The sequence below is a fragment of the Burkholderia sp. Ac-20365 genome (genome assembly GCF_017104715.1).
Lineage (GTDB): Bacteria > Pseudomonadota > Gammaproteobacteria > Burkholderiales > Burkholderiaceae > Paraburkholderia.
The window spans coordinates 262,199-276,928 of record NZ_JAAGPI010000005.1 but is presented as its reverse complement, the minus strand read 5'-3'; the positions used below and the strand labels follow the sequence as shown (position 1 = coordinate 276,928).

At 60.4% G+C, this 14,730-nt stretch carries 12 protein-coding genes and 1 pseudogene; 6 read left to right on the top strand and 7 right to left on the bottom strand.

Annotation, left to right across the window (positions count from 1 at the left end):
• Window positions 1–13: 13 nt before the first annotated feature.
• The 4 genes from G3O01_RS12375 to G3O01_RS12360 form a co-directional block, all read right to left on the bottom strand.
• Entirely contained in the window at window positions 14–802 is a 789-nt protein-coding gene (locus G3O01_RS12375; RefSeq protein ID WP_205804950.1) for an SDR family oxidoreductase, read from the bottom strand.
• A gap of 15 nt (window positions 803–817) precedes the next feature.
• Entirely contained in the window at window positions 818–2,017 is a 1,200-nt protein-coding gene (locus tag G3O01_RS12370; protein ID WP_205804949.1) for an alpha-hydroxy acid oxidase, read from the bottom strand.
• A 60-nt stretch (window positions 2,018–2,077) separates the two neighbouring features.
• Complete coding sequence (locus tag G3O01_RS12365) at window positions 2,078–3,400, bottom strand: MFS transporter (RefSeq protein ID WP_205804948.1); 1,323 nt, start codon at window positions 3,398–3,400, stop codon at window positions 2,078–2,080.
• Window positions 3,401–3,591: 191 nt separating this feature from the next.
• The gene (locus tag G3O01_RS12360; RefSeq protein ID WP_205804946.1) at window positions 3,592–4,731 is read right to left on the bottom strand and encodes an iron-containing alcohol dehydrogenase; all 1,140 of its coding nucleotides are present in this window, start codon (window positions 4,729–4,731) and stop codon (window positions 3,592–3,594) included.
• A gap of 179 nt (window positions 4,732–4,910) precedes the next feature.
• Here G3O01_RS12360 and G3O01_RS12355 point away from each other — a divergent pair, with 179 nt between their 5' ends.
• The 3 genes and pseudogenes from G3O01_RS12355 to G3O01_RS12345 all read left to right on the top strand — a co-directional run.
• Entirely contained in the window at window positions 4,911–5,846 is a 936-nt protein-coding gene (locus G3O01_RS12355) for a LysR family transcriptional regulator (protein ID WP_205804945.1), read from the top strand.
• A gap of 197 nt (window positions 5,847–6,043) precedes the next feature.
• The gene (locus G3O01_RS12350; protein WP_205804944.1) at window positions 6,044–6,391 is read left to right on the top strand and encodes a BON domain-containing protein; all 348 of its coding nucleotides are present in this window, start codon (window positions 6,044–6,046) and stop codon (window positions 6,389–6,391) included.
• Between the two features lie 24 nt (window positions 6,392–6,415).
• A pseudogene (locus tag G3O01_RS12345) lies at window positions 6,416–6,559 on the top strand (DUF1488 domain-containing protein); the annotation flags it as partial.
• On the opposite strand, the gene G3O01_RS12340 reads toward G3O01_RS12345, so the two are convergent.
• Together G3O01_RS12340 and G3O01_RS12335 are read right to left on the bottom strand one after the other, a co-directional pair.
• On the bottom strand, window positions 6,560–6,907 hold the full coding sequence (locus tag G3O01_RS12340) for a BON domain-containing protein (protein WP_205804942.1): 348 nt from the start codon (window positions 6,905–6,907) through the stop codon (window positions 6,560–6,562). It abuts the pseudogene before it with no gap.
• A 117-nt stretch (window positions 6,908–7,024) separates the two neighbouring features.
• Window positions 7,025–8,080: an NAD(P)-dependent alcohol dehydrogenase gene (locus G3O01_RS12335; RefSeq protein ID WP_205804941.1), complete on the bottom strand. Its 1,056-nt coding sequence runs from the start codon at window positions 8,078–8,080 to the stop codon at window positions 7,025–7,027.
• A gap of 626 nt (window positions 8,081–8,706) precedes the next feature.
• Between G3O01_RS12335 and katG the strand changes: the two genes are divergently transcribed.
• Window positions 8,707–10,890 (top strand): catalase/peroxidase HPI, encoded by a 2,184-nt coding sequence (gene katG / locus G3O01_RS12330; protein WP_205804940.1) that lies wholly within the window; start codon window positions 8,707–8,709, stop codon window positions 10,888–10,890.
• Between the two features lie 57 nt (window positions 10,891–10,947).
• On the opposite strand, the gene G3O01_RS12325 is transcribed toward katG, so the two are convergent.
• Entirely contained in the window at window positions 10,948–11,829 is an 882-nt protein-coding gene (locus tag G3O01_RS12325) for a LysR substrate-binding domain-containing protein (RefSeq protein WP_205804938.1), read from the bottom strand.
• Between the two features lie 111 nt (window positions 11,830–11,940).
• Between G3O01_RS12325 and G3O01_RS12320 the strand changes: the two genes are divergently transcribed.
• Both G3O01_RS12320 and G3O01_RS12315 read left to right on the top strand, forming a co-directional pair.
• Window positions 11,941–13,185 carry an MFS transporter gene (locus tag G3O01_RS12320; RefSeq protein ID WP_205804936.1) on the top strand — a complete coding sequence of 415 codons (1,245 nt, stop codon included), beginning with the start codon at window positions 11,941–11,943 and terminating at the stop codon, window positions 13,183–13,185.
• Between the two features lie 181 nt (window positions 13,186–13,366).
• Window positions 13,367–14,668, top strand: a complete 1,302-nt coding sequence (locus tag G3O01_RS12315; protein ID WP_205804934.1) for an ABC transporter substrate-binding protein — start codon at window positions 13,367–13,369, stop codon at window positions 14,666–14,668.
• Window positions 14,669–14,730: the final 62 nt, after the last annotated feature.

Below are 14,730 nucleotides of genomic sequence, written 5' to 3'. Positions count from 1 at the left end.
GAACGATAGTGATTCACATAGTGCCCGGATACGCGCCGCCATCCAGCAGGATGTTTTGTCCCGTCAGATAGCCTGCTCGCGCGCTGCACATGAAGGCGCAAAACGCGCCGAATTCATCGGGCGAACCGAAGCGGCCTGCGGGAATCGACACGCGCTTTGCTTCTCTTGCGTCGTCGTAGCTCTTGCCTTGTGCTTTGGCCGCCGCGTCCGTCGATTGCCGCAGACGGTCGGTGTCGAACAGTCCCGGCAGCAGGTTGTTGATCGTCACGTTGCGTTCCGCAATGCGCTTCTGCCGCGCAATACCCGCGATGAAGCCCGTAAGTCCGGAGCGCGCGCCATTGGACAGCCCGAGCACATCGATAGGCGCCTTGACCGCGCCAGACGTGATGTTCACGATCCGGCCGAAGCCGCGTTCCGTCATGCCGTCGACGGTTGCCTTGATCAGTTCGATGGCCGTCAGCATGTTAGCGTCGAGCGCGGCGATCCAGTCCTCGCGCGACCACGTGCGGAAGTCGCCTGGCGGCGGACCGCCCGCGTTGTTCACGAGAATGTCGATGCGAGGCGCCGCCGCGAGCGCCTGCGCGCGGCCTTCGTTCGTCGTGATGTCGCCTGCCACGGCGATCACCTGTACAGCGGCATTGCATTGCCTGAGTTCCTGCGCAGTCGCCTCGAGCGCTTCGCGTCCGCGCGCCGTAATCACGACGTTCACGCCTTCCTGCACGAGCGCCTTCGCGCTGGCTTTGCCGAGTCCCTTGCTCGCCGCGCACACGAGTGCCCAGCGGCCTTCAATGTCCAGATTCATGTGTGTTTCCTCCAACTAGTTCAATGCAGGAATAGCGGGTTCGAATGCAACGCGCGCGTGCCGCGGCGATGGGTTCGATCCGCCCTGAAAAAGATTGTGTCGACCGATCTCGCCGATCTGCCGTACGCCGGATAGCGCCATGCTGACGTCGAGCTCGCTTTGCAGGATCTGCAGCATCCGCGTGACGCCCGCTTCGCCCATCGCGCCGAGCGCATACATGAACGCGCGGCCGACCATCGTGCCTTTGGCGCCGAGCGCCAGTGCCTTCATGACGTCCTGGCCGCTGCGAATGCCGCCGTCCATCCAGACTTCCACGTCATCGTCAACCGCTTCGACGATCGCGGGCAATGCGTCGACCGTCGACGGTGCGCCGTCCAGTTGCCGTCCGCCGTGATTGCTCACGACGATCGCGTCCGCACCGACCGATGCCGCCACGCGTGCGTCCTCGGCGCTCAGAATGCCTTTGAGGATCAGCTTGCCGTCCCACTGTTGCCTGATCGCGGCGATATCGTCCCAGCTCAGCGTCGGATCGAATTGCGATGCGACCCATTTGCTGATCGCGATCACATCGTCGCCACCCTTGATGTGACCCGCGAGGTTGCCGAAGGTCTTCGCACCGGACATCGCGCGCAGCATCCAGCCCGGCTTCGAAGCAAAGTCGAGCACGTTGCTCATCGTCAGGCGCGGCGGCACGGTCATGCCGTTCTTGATGTCCTTGTGCCGTTGACCGTTGATCTGCAAGTCCAACGTGACGACGAGCGCCGAGCAGCCCGCGCGTTTCGCCCGTTCGATCAGCGACGCATTGAAGCCGCGATCACGCATCACGTAGAGCTGAAACCAGAACGGCACCGTGGTTTCGCGCGCAATGTCTTCAATCGAACAGATGCTCACCGTCGACAGCGTGAACGGCACGCCGAAGTGTTGTGCCGCTCGTGCGCCGAGAATTTCGCCGTTGGCCCATTGCATGCCGGCGAGTCCCGTCGGCGCAATGGCGACGGGCATTGCCACATCGTGGCCGACCATCGTGCTCGCCGTACTGCGGCGTTCGACATTGACCGCAACGCGTTGCTGCAGCTTCAGCGCCCGGAAGGCCGCGCTGTTCTCGCGATACGTGGACTCCGAATACGATCCACTGTCGACATAGTCGTAAAACGCCTTGGGTACGCGCCTTTTCGCAAGCACGCGCAAATCTTCAACACAGGTGATAAGCGGCATGTCAATCCCTAATACTGACCAAGAACGAAACTGGCCCTAATGCGTGCGGTGATCCGCGCGTCATTCCGCTTGCCGGGCCGGAGAAAGCGATGCAGTCGTGAAATCGGCCGGGCTTTCTTCGATGGCAATGGGACGACGCACCATGAAAAGATAAGCAAGCGCGGAAAGCAACGCGACGACGGCACTGACAATCAGTGCATTCACGAAAGAATGCGTGCGGTCCACCACGACACCCGTAATCACGGGCGCAGCCGAACCTGCGAGAAAGCCGCCGAAGTTCTGGATCCCGCCCAGCGAAGCGACCACGTGTCGCGGCGCCGCGATGCTGACAAGCGACCACGCGCCGCCCGAAGCCAGATTGATGAAGAACATCGCCAGCGAGATATAGACCACTGCAAGCGACGCAGACGGCGTCAGCGCAGCCGGCACCGTGAACAGCGCCGCGCCGACGAGACCAACCGTGATCGGCCATTTGCGGCTCGTGATGGGCGCCATGCCACGGCGATACAGCTTGTCCGCGATATAACCGCTGCACAGCATGCCGATGGTGCCGACGAAATACGGAATCGACACGACCCAACCAGTACGCGCAACGCTCATACCGCGTTCATGTTCGAGATACGCGGGAAGCCACGTCAGATAGAGCCACACCATATAGATCACGCCCATGAAGCCGAACAGCATGCCCCACGTCGTGCGCTGGCTGAACAGGTTGCGCCACTGTGCGGCGTTCAACGGCTTCGCATTCGTCTGTTCGGCGCTGTCCTGATCAAGATACGCGTCCTCTTCACGCGTGAGCTGCACCTCATTGCGGTTGCGATAGGCGACATACCAGCCGAGCGCGACGAACATACCCAGCACGCCGGTTGCGATGAACATCTGACGCCAGCCGAGCGCGAGCATCAGACCCGTGAGAATGGGCGGCGCAAGCGCGGGCCCGATGGTGCTCGACGCGACGAAGATGCCTGTCGGCGTGCCGCGATCCCGCACCGCAAACCATTCGCCGATCACTTTCGCGCCAGCCGGAAATTGCGGTGCTTCGCCAATGCCCAGACACACCCGCGCGATAAAGAACTGTTGGATATTGCCGACAAAGCCCGCGCACAGTTGCGCGACGGACCACGCGAACATGCCCGCGCCAAGCATGAGCCGTGCGCCGAGCCGGTCGAGCATCACGCCGACAGGCAACTGGCAAAACGCGTATGCCAGCGAAAACGCGGACAGCAGCATGCCCATTTGCGATGCCGTCAGTCCCATCTCGCCCCGGATCATGCTATTTGCGACGGAAAGCGCACTCCGGTCGAGATAGTTGATACAGCCGGCCAATGTCAGAAAGAAAATCGAAACGCGTTGAATGCGTCGAAGCTTTTTGCTTGCTTGCATGAAAATGTCTCCGTTTGCTTTTTGTCGACGGCCATCTGTGTGGCCTGTGAGATGCTGAATTCGTCGCGCTCGCGAGCATACGCTCGGGAGCCCGTGAAAAGAATTGACGAAAATCGATAGCGGTATAACTCGCGGGCATGTCAGTCCGCCGACATCGCTGGGGCCGCATTTCCGTCACATGCGGCCACGCATCAGAACGACGCCTCCAGCATCGCGCGGTAGTCGTCCTCGGACGCAATGCGCGGATTCGTCTTGTGGCTGTGATCCTTCAGCGCGCCCTGGATGATCGCGGGGAACATATCGCGCGTCACGCCAAGCGCTTCGAGGTGCGTCGGCAAACCAAGACGCTGTGTCATGGCCTTCAGCGACGCAGCCACTTCAGCGCCGCTGCCGGCACCAATCGCCTGCGCGATGCGTTCGAGCTTGTTCTCGTCGCGCATCGAGTCCGATTCCCTGTTGAACTCGATCACGGCCGGCAAGAAGATCGCATTGAGCGTGCCGTGATGAAGACGCGGATTGATGCCGCCCAGCGAATGACTCAGGCTGTGCACGCATCCAAGGCCCTTCTGGAATGCCAGCGCGCCCTGCATCGACGCGCTCATCATGTTCATGCGCGCGACGCGGTCGTCCGACTGGCGCGTTGCGCGCTCGATATGCGCCCACGCGCGCCACAAACCGTCGAGCGCGATGCCATCGGCCGGCGGATTGAAGGCCGGCGACATGAAGGTTTCCAGGCAGTGCGCAATCGCATCCATTCCCGTGGCAGCCGTCAGAACGGGCGGCAAACCCAGCGTGAGATCCGGATCGCAGATCGCTGCTTTCGGCACCACGAACGGCGAAATCACGCCGACCTTGCGACCGTCGTCGAGAATCAGGATCGCGCCCCGGCCTACTTCGCTGCCCGTTCCCGCTGTCGTGGGCACAGCAATCACGGGCGCCGTCTTCGCGGTGATACGCGCCGCCCCGCCTTCGATCACGGCGAAGCTCTTCAGCGGACCATCATGCGTGGCGCAAACGGCGACACCCTTCGCGAGATCGATCGACGAACCGCCGCCCACCGCGATGATTCCATCGCAATCGCCGCTGTGATAGGCGGCGACCGCCTCGCGCACTGCACCTTCATTGGGGTTCGGCGGCGTACCGTCGTACAGGGCGACGGGCACGCCGTCTCCCAGCGCGCCCAGCACGGTATCGACGATGCCCGCAGCCTTGATGCCCTTGTCCGTCACGATCAACGGACGCCGGATACCAATGCGTTCACATTCCTGTTTCAGCAGGCGCACGGCGCCGGACTCGAACTGAATATGCGTGATATAGGTGATGAGAGACATGGAAATGAGATTCCGTTATAGTTGAAACGATTGCAGCGGAGCGAATCGACTCACGAAGACATCTCGCAGATTCCGCAATGGCGCCCAAAGAAAGGCCTGTTGCGACTGAGTATAGGTAGGTTCGCCTTTCGCCGAAATTGAGAGCATTTGATACTGATATAGCTTTTCCTCAACTCAGAATGACACCATCGCTGAATTCCATCGTGTCGCGCCTGCATCTCAAGCAGTTGAGATTGCTGATTGCGCTGGGCGATCACGGGTCGCTGCTCAAAGCGGCGAAGCAGGTGGCGCTCACACAGCCCGGCGCCAGCAAGGCGCTGCAGGAAATCGAAACCACGTTCGGCACGGCGCTGTTCAACCGCACGAACCGAGGCCTGGAGCCCAATGAGGTCGGGCACTGCGTGATCCGCTACGCAAGGCTGATTCACACCGATGTCGCGCATCTGCGCGAAGAGATCGTTGGTATCCTGCGCGGGCATGGAGGTCGCGTGGCGGTGGGCGTCATCATGGGCGCCGTGCCGTTGCTGACGGAAGCCATCACGGCACTCGTCGAGCGGCACCCGGAAATGTCCGTGGAGATCGTCGAAGACACGAGCGCGACGCTATTGAGCCAGATCGATGCCGGCAGGCTCGACCTGGCCATTTGCCGCACGACCATCAGTCAGACGCCGGACCTTTACGAGAGCATCAAGCTGCAGGACGAGACACTGGCCGTCATCGCCAACGTTCAGCATCCGCTGGGAACGGCGAAGAAAGTGACACTCAAGCAACTCGCTGAATATCGCTGGGTGGTGTATCGCGCGAACATGCCGATGCGACTGCTGCTGGAGCGCGAGTTTCGCGATGCCGGCATTCGCTTCCCGCTGCATCTGCTGGAAACGACCTCGATTTTCGCCACGCTGACGCTGTTGCAGAACAATCCGTCGTTCGTAGCGCTGGTGTCGATCGACGTCGCGCAGTTCTTTTCCCGTCAGCGCATGACCCGCAGCCTTCCGCTCACGCTCGCTTCACGAAGCGAGCCTTATGAACTGGTTACACGCAAGGGTGCGCCTCTCTCGCCTGGCGCTCGCCTGCTAATCGACGCACTAACTGGCAAGCAGACGGGCGAAGCGTGAATGACAGTCGAAGCTGACGAACAGAACCGTTAGCGATTACAAATAACGTGCTATCGGAAAAGACCATACGACACGGCACCCAGACAATCATGCACAACATGATGCTGCACCGTCTTCCGATTTGACTGTTACGAGTCGGTGGGAAAGGTTCGATGCGAACCGGCGTGCTGCTCCGTCTAACCGAAGCGGAGGTCGAGATGAACAGAAACTTGCTGCGTGCCTTGCTGGTAGGCATGTCGATGACTGTGTCGATTGCATGTCACGCACAGGCCAGCGATACGACCAACGCCCAACCCACCCACGCGTCGAAGAAAGCCACGCCCGCCGATCGCGCGCTCGGCAAGTCCGTGCGTCGCGCATTGGCAAGGGCACAAGGCTTCGACGTATCAGGCGTGTTCGTGCGGGCGCGCGGCGGCGCAGTGACACTCAGCGGCTCGGTCAAGAGCGGCGAGCAGATCCAGCAAGCGGAAGACATCACCAGATCGGTTCAGGGCGTGACTTCTGTGACGAACAAGCTCGCGTTATTTCATGGCGGCAATGGCTGATTGAGCGGCAGATTGCAGCGGATGCTGGAACCACGCGCCAGCGAGACGCGTATCCTGAAGGCCTTCAGCGACGGTTATGATCGCATCCGCGCCATCGCCGAGCGCAAACTGCCCGCGCGGCCTGCATCGAATATCGAGTTGCAGCCGGGCGACTTCGCGCAACGGTGATTAACCGTTTTCGCCCCGGAACAGCGTCAGTCTGTTCGTGACCGACTGTACGCCGCGAACGCTTCGCGCCACCTGCTCCGCTGCGTTCATCTCATCCGCCGTGCGGACCGTTCCACTCAGCGTGATAAACCCGTTTCGGGCCGTAACGCGAATGCCTTGTGCATTCAAGTCGTGCGTATTCCCAAGAGCGCGACGAACGTCGCGAGCCAGGGTTTTGTCCGACTTTTTTGTTTCGGCCGTACGGGTTTGAGAAGTCGCGGCAGAAGCGGGCGAAGCACCTGTTTGCGCCAACGCGGGCAGCGATAACACGCAACAAAAAGCAGCGACAACGGGAAGAAAGCGGCACATGGAAGCCTCCTATGAAGGAGCAGTCAGCCATTAGCAACATCATATGCCGCTACGACAACATTCGTCGCCGTTCATCATGCATGTTGAACGGCACCGCTGCGGAACATGCGTCGCCAGTCAGAACTTCATCACCGCCCGGCCGACGATCTCGCCCACTCTCAACCGGTCGATATAGTCATTGAGTTCCTCGAACCTGAACGTCTTGACGGTATGGCGGATCTTGTCTTCCGCTGCAAGCGCCATGACTTCGGTCAGGTCGGTGTTGTTGCCCCAGAACGATCCCTGCACGGTCTGTTCGCGCGACACGCGCGGAAAGAGCGGAACATCGATGCGATCGCCGACGAGGCCAACGTCGACATAATGGCCGCTGATCGACAGCAGACTCATTGCCAGTTGCACCATCTGTTCTGCACCCGCGCAGTCGATGACGGCATCGAGATCGTGACGACCCACCAGCTTGTTCAGTTCGTTGCCGATATCCGCCGACGACTTGCCCTTGACGTTGACGATATGATCGGCGCCGTACTCTTTCGCGATTTCGAGCTTCTCCGAATTGCGAGCGAACGCAACGACCTTTGCGCCTGCGCCGAGAATCTTCGCGTACTGGACCGCATAGCCGCCGAGGCCGCCCACGCCGAACACGCCCATGATCCGGTCCGGACCCAAAGCGCCGCCATCACGCAGCTTCTTGATGCCGCGATAAGGTGTCAGCCCCGCATCCGTGAGCGGCGCGAGCGTTTCGAAAGGCAGGCGCTTATCCACCTTGATCAGATAGCGAGCGGGAACAGGCAGAAACTCCGCGAATCCGCCCACAGGCCCGAACCCTGGCCAACGGACATTAGGGCAAATATGCGTGTTGCCGATCTGGCAATGACGACAGATACCATCGCCCCATCCAGGAGCGACGACCACGTGGTCGCCTTCGTGGAAACCAGCTGCCTCGGGCACGATGCTGCCAATCTTGCTGATCACGCCCGTGATCTCATGACCGAGTGTGATGGGCGTCGGAATATCCGCGTATTTCCGGAAATACCCGTCGATGAGTTGAACGTCGGAGCGGCACATTCCACACGCTCTCACCTCCACCAGAATCTCATCGGCCTTGATATCAGGAACGGGAATATCCTCCAGGACGAGGGGCTTTCCATATTCATGCATGCGCGCTGCTTTCATATGCGTGTCCTTTCCTGTGCTGATGCGTGAAGCACTTCCGTGCGTTGTTGACAGTCGGGTTCCCCGAACACCCACACAAGTACCCGAGGCATTGAAGAACCCGCTTCACGCAACTTAGTGCAATTCAGTCGAAAGGTTCCGGTGCGCGTTCGATTGCGAAATAGCGATGCAATCCGATAACCGAAGCGCGAATTCGCGTTGTTCAAAACGCATTGCAAACCGCTACGAACATGCCGCGAGACAGACTGCTTCAGGCAATTGCCCTAAGCTTGTGGACACTCCGTATCGACTGCATCCTGGAGAGGCCAACATGAAGTTGTCCAGTATTGCCTTAGGCCTGGCGCTAGCGCTTGCATGTTCTTTTGCTCCCGTTCATGCCTACACGGTCACGACCTATCACGGTGCCGGTGCGAGTCGAATAGAAGCCTGCGCGTTGGCGACGCAAAGCGCGCAATCACCGAATGAAGAACCCGCGCACGGTCGTCTGCTCAAGACGAGCGATTGCCAATGCAACCACGCAAGCAAGGCAGACACTCCCGTCGCATGGCAATGCCTCGTTGAAGCGACTCACGAGCGATGAAGTTCATCGGATGCGCAGACGGATGGTCTTTCCAAGGAGATAGTGCATGTCAACCGATGCAGGATGCCCCTTCACTCATACAGCCGGCGTCGGCACGTCCATTCGCGACTGGTGGCCCAACCAGCTGAGACTGGATCTGCTCAGTCAGCATTCCAGCAAATCCAGTCCGCTGGATAAAGCGTTCAATTACGCGGACGCATTCAGGAGCCTGGACCTGTCGGCGGTCAAGAAAGACCTTGCCGCGCTGATGACGACTTCGCAGGCATGGTGGCCTGCGGACTTCGGGCACTACGGGCCCTTCTTCATCCGCATGGCCTGGCATGGCGCGGGCACCTACCGCATCGGCGATGGACGAGGCGGCGGCGGACGCGGACAACAACGGTTTGCGCCGCTCAACAGCTGGCCGGACAACGTCAATCTGGACAAGGCTCGTCGCCTGCTCTGGCCGGTCAAGCAAAAGTACGGGCAGAAGATATCCTGGGCGGACTTGCTGATTCTCACTGGCAACGTTGCGCTCGAAACCATGGGCTTCAAGACGTTCGGTTATGGAGGCGGCCGCGAGGACACGTGGGAGCCGGACCAGGATGTGTATTGGGGCAACGAAAAGACCTGGCTGGGCGATGATGTCCGATACGCCAAAGTCGGCGAACGGCATCTGGAAAATCCACTTGCCGCCGTGCAAATGGGCTTGATCTACGTGAACCCGGAAGGGCCCGACGGTAATCCGGATCCTGTCGCCGCAGCGCACGACATACGCGAAACCTTCGGCCGCATGGCGATGAACGACGAAGAAACCGTCGCGCTGATCGCGGGCGGCCATGCATTCGGCAAGACGCACGGTGCGGCGCCCGCCAGCCATGTCGGCCCCGAACCGGAAGCCGCTGCGCTGGAAAACCAGGGGCTCGGCTGGAAGAACACCTTTGGCACGGGCGCAGGCGCCGATACCATTTCGAGCGGACTGGAAGTCACATGGAGCAATACGCCCATTCAATGGGGCATGGGCTTTTTCCTGAATCTGTTCGGCTACGAATGGGAACTGACGCGCAGCCCGGCGGGCGCGCATCAATGGGTCGCGAAAGGTGCGGACGCAACGGTTCCTCACGCGCATGATCCGTCGAAGAAGCTGTTGCCAACCATGCTAACGACCGATCTCTCGCTGCGCTTCGATCCCGTCTACGAGAAGATCTCTCGACACTTCATGCAGAACCCCGATGCATTCGCCGATGCCTTTGCCCGCGCATGGTTCAAGCTGACTCATCGCGACATGGGTCCACGCGCGCGTTATCTGGGCCCGGAAGTGCCGGCTGAAGAATTGATCTGGCAGGATCCGATTCCACATGTCCATCATCCGCTGATCGACGAAGCCGATATCGGAACTCTGAAGAACAGGATTGCCGCTTCGGGTTTGTCTGTTGCGCAGCTGGTCTCGACGGCGTGGGCATCGGCTGCGACGTTCCGCGGCTCTGACAAGCGCGGCGGCGCAAACGGCGCGCGGATTCGTCTTGCACCGCAGAAAGACTGGGCGGTCAATGAGCCGGCCGTGCTCGCACAAGCGCTCGAAACATTCGAAGGTATCCAGGCCGGATTCAACGGCGCACAGACGGACGGGAAGAAAGTGTCGCTGGCCGACCTGATCGTGCTCGCGGGTGGCGTTGGTATCGAGCAAGCGGCGCAGGCAGCCGGGCACGGCGTTACCGTGCCCTTCGTGCCGGGCCGCATGGATGCATCGCAGGCGCAGACCGACGTCGAGTCCGTCGGCGCGCTCGAACCGTTCGCCGATGGCTTTCGCAACTTCATCACACGCAAATGCAGCGTGCCTGCTGAGCATCTGCTGATTGATCGCGCGCAGTTGTTGACGTTGACGGCGCCCGAGATGACGGTGCTGATCGGTGGACTACGCGTGCTGGATGTTCATACCGGCAGCGATTCGCATGGCGTGTTCACCGATCGGCCACAGGCGCTGACCAGTGACTTCTTCCGCAACCTGCTCGACATCGGCACGGTATGGACGCCGCGTTCATCCGGCGATGACGTGTACGAAGGGCGCGATCGCCAGTCGGGCGAACTGAAATGGACGGCCACACGCGTCGATCTGGTGTTCGGTTCGCATGCGCAACTGCGCGCGTTGTGCGAAGTGTATGCAAGCGAGGACGCGAACGAAAAATTCGTGCGCGATTTCATTGGAGCGTGGGTGAAGGTGATGAATCTCGATCGCTTCGATCTTGCCTGAGCGTCTGTTGTTGGAGCGCCGGCTGCGGTACACCGATATCGCAGCCGGCCGAGCTGTCTACTTCGCCAGTTCTGCCCTCACCCATCGATAAAACTGTGCAATGACATCTTCGCGTGGATGTCCGTCGCGCCAGGTGAAGAAATACTCGAGCGCGGCAGGAATACGCACCTGGCCCAATTGCACCAGTTCGCCACGCTCGATGAAGGCTCGCGCAAGTTGCAGCCGCGCCGTCGCCACACCCTGACCGGCAAGCGTCGCTTGCAGCAACAAACCGGCATCGTCGAACACGGGTCCGCGCACGGGCTCGTCGCCGGACACGCCCGCCGCATCGAAGAAGTCTCGCCAGCCTCGCCGCGAGAAGCGCAGTAGCGGCATGGTTGCGAGCTTTTCCAGACGGAACTTCGGATAGCGCGCGAGCAGGCCCGGACTGCACACGGCGACAACCTGGTCATCGAGGAGCTTGCGAATCTGGAAACCCGGTTCATCGACACGTCGATGCCAGATGCCGACGTCGAATGGATACGGATCGGGCGGCGAAACGTCGGCATGCATGTGCAGCGACAGATCGACGTCGGGATGACGTTCGTGGAAATCGCCGAGACGGGGAATGAGCCACAGCGAAGCAAAGTCCGCCATTACGCTGACTTCGAGGCGCGTTACGCGGTTGATTCCGGGCCGCGTGGCGTCGAGCGCATCGCGCAAGTCATCCAGACTGCGGCGCACGCGGTCCGCAAGCTGCGCGCCTGCCGCGGTGGGGATCATCTGGCTGCCGACGCGCTTGAACAATTCAACGCCAAGCTCGGCTTCGAGCCCGCGTAAATGATGACTGATTGCGCTGTGCGTCAAATGCAACTCTTCCGCGGCCCGGCTGAAACTGCGCCGCCGGGCTGCGGCTTCGAGTGCTCGCAGCGCCTGCAGGGGTGGAATGTTGCGCGGCATGACGTCAAATTATACTCACAGTCGCGTCGCAAATCTCTCGCTGGCTTCGTACCCTTCTCATCCGAAATAATCGGTGCTTCAACGACTATTTCCGTCTGATTCCTGCAGTGTATGAGTATCCTCAGATTGCGCGTGCTGGCCGTCTTCGCGCTCGGCTACTTTATTTCGTTTCTGTTCCGGGGCGTCAATCTAGGCTTCGCGCCGTTCCTGTCGCGTGAAATAGGATTGACAGCGACCGATCTCGGCACACTCACGAGCATCTATTTTCTCGGCTTCGCGGGCGCGCAGATTCCTGCGGGCGTGTTGCTTGACCGTTATGGCGCGCGTCGCGTGACGGCGGGCGTATTGCTGTTCGCGGCGGCTGGATCGCTGCTGTTTGCGCTGTCGACCGGCATGACGGGTTTGATGATCGGCCGTCTGCTGATCGGCATTGGCGCGTCGATATGTCTTGGCGGTGCGTTCAAGGCGACGGCGCATCACTTTCCCGTATCGCAACTCACGCTCGTCAACGGCATCGTGATGGCGATCGGCGGCTTGGGTGGCGTGGTGGTCGGCGAGCCGCTGTCGCTGTTGCTGACGCTCGCGCACTGGCGAACGGTGAGTATGGGTCTTTCCGCGCTGACCGCGTGTGTCGCGCTCATCATCTGGTTCGGCGCGCCTGCCACGGAAGCCACGGCATCGAAGGCAAGCCTGTTCGAACAGTTCAAAGGCACGTTCCATGTCTTGCGCAGCCACGCGTTCTGGAAACTGGCGACGTTCTCCGCACTCACGCAAGCGGCGTTCTATGCGATGCAATCGCTTTGGGTCGGCGTCTTCCTGCGCGACATGACGTCGTCGGCGATGACGAATGGCGCTTCCCGGATCGGTACGCTCATTTCAGTGCTCGGCGGTACTTTCATCGTCGGTAACGTCTGCTTTGGTGCGCTCGCGCGCGCACTCGAGCGGCGTGGCCTTAGCGTGCAGCGTTTCTCGGGTGTGACGATGGCGGCATTCGTCGTAGTCGAGACGCTACTCGCCACGCGCGTTGCGCTTCCCGATGTGATGTTGTGGGCGGCTTATGGTGCGTTGGGCGGCACAGGCATCCTGACCTACGCGGTTCTTGCCGAACACTTTCCCGCACGGTTGATCGGCCGCGTGAACACCGCTTTCACGCTGGTTATCTTTGTCGGTATCTTCGTCACGCAGATCACGATCGGCGCTGCACTGAATCACTGGTCCGTCACCAATGGGCACTACCCTGTTGCGGCTCATCAGTACGTCTGGTTTGGTCTGATTGCCGTTCAGGTGTTTGCCGCTCTCTGGTACTTCGCACCGGGCAAGCGAAAGGAAACGCACTCATTTGCCGTCGAGTTATAAGCGACGCGAGCTTTCGCGCAGTTTCCCGATCAAGCGCCAGAACATACGAATTCAGCCTCGTGTTGCACGTATCTTCACATCAATAGACGTGGAGGGTAAACCCTTCCTTGTCCAGTTGATAACGTTTCAATTAAATTGAAATGATCACCTGGCGATTCACCGTATTCACTGGAGATGCGTGATGGCATGCGTGAGCTCTGTGCCGTTCGTCGTATGCCGACGTCTCACGCCCGGGGCTGTATTCTCCGCCATCTTCTCCATTCTGCTTCCCTCCGCCGCGATTGCCGCGAGCAACGAACTCGTCATCATTGACTGGCTATCCGGCGCTGAAGGCGACACGATCCGCGCGATGGAATCCGCTTTTCAGAAAAGCCATCCCACCATCAAGATCCGCGAAATCAGTCTGACCGTGCAAGGCGATGCTCGCGGCGCCATTCGCGCCGCACTCATGAGCGGAGAAAAAGCCGATCTGCTGATCAACACATGGCCCGCGTTCCGTGCCGAACTCGTCGACGCGGGGATGCTTCGACCGCTGGACACCGAGTGGAATGAATACAGGTGGAGCGACAATCTTGACGACGAATGGAAGCGCCTCGGGCAGTACAAGGGCGTGACGTATGGCGTCACCTACACATTCGGCGATCGCAGCGGCATCTTCTATCGCACCGACGTGATGAAAAAAGCCGGCATCGGCACGCCGCCGAAAACATGGGGAGAATTTCTCGGCACATTCGGCAAGCTGCGCGCCGTCGGCGTTACGCCGATCGCGATTGCCGGCAAAACGTGGGCTCACGCAGAGTGGTTCGAGACGATGTTGCTGCGCGTGGGCGGCGTCGAAGCGTCATCGAAGCTCGCGGCGCACAAGATCGCGTGGACCGATCCCGTCGTCAAGATGGCGCTCCAGATGTACGCCGAGATGCTCAAGGCAAACTGCTGCGACGATCCCAACCGGATGCTCGCCACGGAGTGGGACAACGCCGCCGACGAAGTGCTCAAGAGCGGCACGCACGGTTACGACATGATCGGCATGTGGGTCAACAACCGTGCCAAAAGCGATTACGGTATGAAGGAAGGCGTGGACTACGCGCTGTTCCAGTTCCCGTCGATGGGGTTCGGTCACGACGACACAACGAGCGTCGATACCAAGGAATTCCTCGCGCTCAAGTCCGGTTCCAACGCGACTGCCGCCAACCAGTTCATGACGTGGATGACAGGCGCCGAAGCCGCCGCGATCGAAGCCCGAAACGGTCTCGTGTCGCCTTCCAGCAAGGCTGATAACGCACTGCTCAGCCCCGTTGCGACTGCGTCCTCCCATGCCGTCAAATCGTCCAGAACACAGTTCGTGCTCGGCGATCTGCTGCCGGGCGATCTTGTCGACGAATATCGCGTGCAACTCCAGCATTTCCTTCAGGACCCGAGCGACGCGAACATCGACAGGGTGCTCGCCGCCGTCGAAGCAAAGGCAAAGGATTCGTACAGATAGTCAGGGACGCCTTCTGCCACTCGCAGGAGACAACGCGTAATCGCCGTATGTATTGCGAGCCC

What these genes read in the sequence shown, in the direction of transcription:
- G3O01_RS12375 (WP_205804950.1), bottom strand. Translation starts at nt 802, where the DNA reads ATGAATCTGGACATTGAAGGCCGCTGGGCACTCGTGTGCGCGGCGAGC.
- G3O01_RS12370 (WP_205804949.1), bottom strand. Translation starts at nt 2,017, where the DNA reads ATGCCGCTTATCACCTGTGTTGAAGATTTGCGCGTGCTTGCGAAAAGG.
- G3O01_RS12365 (WP_205804948.1), bottom strand. Translation starts at nt 3,400, where the DNA reads ATGCAAGCAAGCAAAAAGCTTCGACGCATTCAACGCGTTTCGATTTTC.
- G3O01_RS12360 (WP_205804946.1), bottom strand. Translation starts at nt 4,731, where the DNA reads ATGTCTCTCATCACCTATATCACGCATATTCAGTTCGAGTCCGGCGCC.
- G3O01_RS12355 (WP_205804945.1), top strand. Translation starts at nt 4,911, where the DNA reads ATGACACCATCGCTGAATTCCATCGTGTCGCGCCTGCATCTCAAGCAG.
- G3O01_RS12350 (WP_205804944.1), top strand. Translation starts at nt 6,044, where the DNA reads ATGAACAGAAACTTGCTGCGTGCCTTGCTGGTAGGCATGTCGATGACT.
- G3O01_RS12340 (WP_205804942.1), bottom strand. Translation starts at nt 6,907, where the DNA reads ATGTGCCGCTTTCTTCCCGTTGTCGCTGCTTTTTGTTGCGTGTTATCG.
- G3O01_RS12335 (WP_205804941.1), bottom strand. Translation starts at nt 8,080, where the DNA reads ATGAAAGCAGCGCGCATGCATGAATATGGAAAGCCCCTCGTCCTGGAG.
- katG (WP_205804940.1), top strand. Translation starts at nt 8,707, where the DNA reads ATGTCAACCGATGCAGGATGCCCCTTCACTCATACAGCCGGCGTCGGC.
- G3O01_RS12325 (WP_205804938.1), bottom strand. Translation starts at nt 11,829, where the DNA reads ATGCCGCGCAACATTCCACCCCTGCAGGCGCTGCGAGCACTCGAAGCC.
- G3O01_RS12320 (WP_205804936.1), top strand. Translation starts at nt 11,941, where the DNA reads ATGAGTATCCTCAGATTGCGCGTGCTGGCCGTCTTCGCGCTCGGCTAC.
- G3O01_RS12315 (WP_205804934.1), top strand. Translation starts at nt 13,367, where the DNA reads ATGGCATGCGTGAGCTCTGTGCCGTTCGTCGTATGCCGACGTCTCACG.